At 71.0% G+C, this 4,857-nt stretch carries 4 protein-coding genes and 1 pseudogene; 4 read left to right on the forward strand and 1 reads right to left on the reverse strand.

Translation table 11 applies throughout. The annotated features are described in order from the left end of the window. Positions 1–265: pseudogene (locus ACXJKL_RS14620) on the reverse strand (hypothetical protein); the annotation flags it as partial. 212 nt (positions 266–477) lie between these two features. Between ACXJKL_RS14620 and ACXJKL_RS14625 the strand changes: the two are divergent. The 4 genes from ACXJKL_RS14625 to ACXJKL_RS14640 form a co-directional block, all read left to right on the forward strand. Further along, positions 478–816, forward strand: coding sequence for an STAS domain-containing protein (locus tag ACXJKL_RS14625; RefSeq protein ID WP_457207774.1), 339 nt, complete (start codon positions 478–480; stop codon positions 814–816). Between the two features lie 94 nt (positions 817–910). After that, positions 911–3,229 (forward strand): sodium-translocating pyrophosphatase, encoded by a 2,319-nt coding sequence (locus ACXJKL_RS14630; RefSeq protein ID WP_457207775.1) that lies wholly within the window; start codon positions 911–913, stop codon positions 3,227–3,229. Positions 3,230–3,362: 133 nt separating this feature from the next. Further along, entirely contained in the window at positions 3,363–4,022 is a 660-nt protein-coding gene (locus ACXJKL_RS14635) for a metallophosphoesterase family protein (RefSeq protein WP_457207776.1), read from the forward strand. Beyond that, the coding region (locus ACXJKL_RS14640; protein WP_457207777.1) for a DUF7059 domain-containing protein at positions 4,019–4,857 on the forward strand (839 nt) is incomplete at its 3' end. The genes ACXJKL_RS14635 and ACXJKL_RS14640, both read left to right, overlap by 4 nt.

Here is a 4,857-nt window from a genome sequence, read left to right on the forward strand (position 1 = left end):
ACGCGGTGCCGGTGGCGAGCACCACGTGCCGTCCGGCGTGGGCGGCGTCGGCGGCCGCGGCCTGGTGCTGCCACGGCTGCGCGATCCCGCCGTCGACGAAGGCGTCCCGCACGTCGGTGGGGACCCACGCGGGCCAGTCGGCCGCGCGCGCCGCGCGGGCGGGCATCACCTCGAGGTGGCGCAGCCGGCCCTCCCGTCCCGGCACGCCGGTGAGCCGGTCGACGAGGGCGGCGACCGAGCGGTGTGCAGGAGTCGCGAGGGCCACGGGTCCGAGTCTCGCAAATGCCACCGACAGCGGCCTCGACGCCCTCGCGGGCGCAGGGTGGCACTGCCGTTCGGAGCGGTCGCAGGAACGGGTATGCGGATACCTGCTACCGGGTACGCCTGCGCACTTGGCCCGCACGTGGTTTGATACTGCCGACAGCATTCGGGGCGATGGGCGCCGAGTGAGTACATTCTCTGGGACCTGGAGCAGTCGTGGACCTCACCCTGGCGACCCGCGAGGTGGACGGCCGTGCCGTCGTCGCGGTGGGCGGCGAGATCGACGTCTACACGGCGCCCAAGCTGCGCGACCAGATCACCGAGCTCGTCGGCGCCGGCTCGTACAACATCGTCATCGACCTCGAGGCCGTCGAGTTCCTCGACTCCACCGGCCTCGGCGTGCTGGTCGGCGGCCTCAAGAAGGTCCGCGCCCACGACGGCTCGCTCGAGCTCATCTGCAGCCAGGAGCGGCTGCTCAAGATCTTCCGCATCACCGGTCTGGCGAAGGTGTTCGTGATCCACGACTCCGCCGACCCCTCCGTGGCCACCAGCTGACTGTGTCCCGCGTCACGTGTCGCGCGTGATCTGGGACACATCTGCGTAGACTCCCGCGCGTTCACACACTTGGACCACTGCCAGGAGGACGCACATGACGGGGATCCACCCAGTCGTCGTGACGCCGGAGCTCACTGGCGGCAATCTCGTGCTGGTCGTCGTCGTCGCCGTGATCGCGCTCGCCGCGCTCGCGATGGCCGCGATGTTCCGCCAGCAGGTGTTGGCCGCCGGTGAAGGCACCGACAACATGAGGACCATCGCCAGGGCCGTGCAGGAAGGCGCCAACGCCTATCTCGCCCGGCAGTTCCGCACGCTCGCCATCTTCGCCGCGATCGCGTTCTTCGCGCTCCTCGTGCTGCCGGCGGACGACATGACCGTGCGGATCTTCCGCTCCGTGTTCTTCCTCGTCGGCGCCGGCTTCTCCGCGACGGTCGGCTACCTCGGGATGAACCTGGCCGTGCGCGCCAACCTCCGCGTCGCCGCAGCGGCCGAGACGACCGGGCGCGAGCCCGCCATGACGATCGGCCTGCGGACCGGCGCGATGGTGGGGATGCTGACGGTGGGCCTCGGCCTCCTCGGTGCCAGCCTCGTCGTGCTGTTCTTCCAGGACGAGGCGCCCAAGGTGCTCGAGGGGTTCGGCTTCGGCGCGGCCCTCCTCGCGATGTTCATGCGGGTGGGCGGCGGCATCTTCACCAAGGCCGCCGACGTCGGTGCGGACCTGGTGGGCAAGGTCGAGCAGAACATCCCCGAGGACGACCCGCGCAACGCCGCCACCATCGCCGACAACGTCGGCGACAACGTGGGCGACTGCGCAGGCATGGCCGCCGACCTCTTCGAGTCGTACGCCGTCACCCTGGTCGCCGCGCTGATCCTCGGGTCGCAGGCCTTCGGGGACAAGGGGCTCGTCTTCCCGCTGCTCATCCCGGCCATCGGTGCCCTCACCGCGGTCGCGGGGGTCTACCTCACCCGCCCCAAGGCGAGCGAGAACGGCCTCACCACCATCAACCGCTCGTTCTACATCTCCTCGGCCATCGCCGCGGTCGCCAGCGTGGTGCTGTCCTACGTCTACCTGCCGAGCAGCTTCGCGGAGTTCACCAACATCGCCGAGAGCCTGGCCACCGCCGAGGGTGACCCGCGCTTCATCGCCTCGGCCGCGGTCGTCATCGGCATCGTGATGTCCGCCGGCATCCTGGCGCTCACCGGCTACTACACCGGCACCGAGTACCGCCCGGTCAAGGACGTCGGCAAGACCTCCCTCACCGGTGCGGCGACCGTGATCCTGTCCGGCCTCTCGGTCGGTTTCGAGTCGGCGGTCTACACGACGCTCGTCATCGGCGCCGCCGTGTTCTCGGCGTACCTCCTCGGCGGCGCGGCCCTCACGGTCTCGCTCTTCGCGGTGGCCCTCGCGGGGTGCGGCCTGCTCACCACCGTCGGCGTCATCGTCGCCATGGACACCTTCGGCCCGGTCTCCGACAACGCCCAGGGCATCGCCGAGATGTCCGGCGACGTGAGCGAGCAAGGGGCGCAGATCCTCACCGAGCTCGACGCCGTCGGCAACACCACGAAGGCCATCACCAAGGGGATCGCGATCGCGACGGCCGTGCTCGCCGCGACGGCGCTCTTCGGCTCCTACGCCACCTCGGTGTTCGAGTCGCTCGTCGAGGCCCAGCCGGCCCAGGACGAGTTCCTCCAGTTCGACGTCTTCAACCCGGCCGTCCTGGTCGGGGTGCTCCTCGGCGCCTGCGCCGTCTTCCTCTTCTCCGGGCTGGCCATCAACGCCGTCGCCCGCGCCGCGGGCGCGGTGGTCTACGAGGTACGACGCCAGTTCCGCGAGATCCCCGGGATCATGGAGGGCACCGGTCGTCCGGAGTACGGCAAGGTCGTCGACATCGTCACCAAGGACTCGCTGCGCGAGCTGGTGACGCCCGGCATCCTGGCCGTGCTGGCGCCCGTCGCGGTCGGCTTCGGCCTCGGCGTGACCGCGCTGGCGGGCTTCCTCGCCGGCGCGATCGGCACCGGCACCCTGATGGCCGTCTTCCTGGCCAATGCGGGCGGCGCGTGGGACAACGCCAAGAAGCTGGTCGAGGACGGCCACCACGGCGGCAAGGGGTCGCCCGCCCATGAGGCGACCATCATCGGCGACACGGTCGGCGACCCGTTCAAGGACACCGCCGGCCCAGCCATCAACCCGCTCCTCAAGGTGATGAACCTGGTGTCGCTGCTCATCGCCAGCGCGGTCGTGTCCCTGAGCGTCGGCAAGGACCAGAACGACGTCCTGCGGATCGTCATCGCCCTGGCGGCGGTGGCGATCATCGTCGGCTCGATCTACGTGTCCAAGCGGCGCGGGGTCGCCATCAGCGACGACGGCGACAACACCGGCAGCACCTCGATGTCGCCGCACATCACCACCTGATCGCTGCACCTCCTCCCGCTGGCCCGTCGCGCACCTCGCGGCGGGCCAGCGGCATGTCCGGGCCAGCGGCATGTCCGGGCCAGCGGCACGTCCGGCCGGTGCTCGGACGACCGGGGCTGTCAGGATGACGGCCATGGAGCGCATCGCCCTCGTCTCGGACGTCCACGGCAACCTCACCGCTCTCGAGGCCGTGCTCGCGGACATCGACCGTCGCGGGATCGAGCGGATCTTCAACCTCGGCGACTACGTCGGCAAGGGGCCCCGCGGTCGCGAGGTCGTCGACCTGAGCCGGGAGCGCTGCGAGGTCAACCTGCTCGGCAACTGGGACGACTTCCTGCCCGACCCGGGCCGCGACTTCGACAGCGACGCGCTCCGCCTCTGGCTCGCCCAGCTCGGCCCCGGCCAGGGGGAGTGGTTGCGCGGTCTGCCGTTCAACCACGACTTCTGGCTCAGCGGTCGGCGGGTGCGGCTCTTCCACCTCTACGAGTGCCAGCTCGAGGGGCGCACCACCTTCAACACCGGCAGCGTCGGCAACTGCATGGGCGACCCGACGCCGATGTACTGCATCCTCGAGGGCGAGCTCGACAGCCAGGAGACGGCGCCGTGGTCGGTGTCCTTCGCCCGCGTTCCGTACGACGTCGAGGCCGAGCTGGCCGTGGCCCGCGACATGGGGATGCCCCAGTACGACGGGTACGAGCTGGAGCTGCGCCACGGCATCTACCGGGGAGCCCTCGACGAATGGCGCTCCGGCGACCCCATGACCGGCTACCACGAGAGGGGAGCGAGCGCATGAGCCTCGACTTCACCGGCCCCCTGCGCGACGCGCTCGTCGCCGCGGACTTCACCTACGACGGCGTCGCCGACCTCGTGGGAGAGGCCGCCCACCGGGCGCTGAGCCGCAACGAGACGACGCCGGGCCTGCGGCACACGACCGACGGCAGCCCGCTGTCGACCCTCACCCGGCTCTTCCTCCTCCAGGCGCCGGTGTCGCACGACGCTGCCGAGGCCGCTCTCCCTGGTCTCGTGGACCGGCTCTGCAACGCCGGCCTGCTCGAGCAGAGCGTGGGTGAGGTGGCGGCCCGTCTCGACTGCCGGCCCTACCGCACCGACGAGGAGGACCTCTGGATCGTCTCCGACCTCACCCCCGGGCTCGACGGCACGCCCAACCGGGTGGGCAGCGACCACGTGCTCGGCATCTCCAGCGCCTCGACCAGCCTGGCCCAGCTGACCGTCCGGGAGCCCGTCGGCCGGGCCCTGGACCTCGGGACCGGCTGCGGGGTCCAGGCGCTGCACCTCGCTGCCCACGCCGGCGAGGTGGTCGCGACCGACATCAACGCCCGCGCCCTGTGGATGACCCGGCTCAACGCGGCGCTCAACGAGGTCGACGTGGACGTGCGTGAGGGGTCCTTCTTCGAGCCGGTCCGCGGCGAGCGCTTCGACCTGATCGCGACCAACCCGCCGTTCGTCATCTCCCCGGCCACCGGGGAACGGCTCGTCTACCGCGACTCCGGCCTCCCGGGCGACCGGGTGGTCGAGGACATCGTGCGCCAGGCCCCGCAGCTGCTCACCGAGGGCGGCTGGTGCCAGGTCCTGGGCAACTGGGTCATCGAGCGCGGACGGGCGTGGGA

This window comes from Nocardioides sp. P5_C9_2 (genome assembly GCF_054049555.1).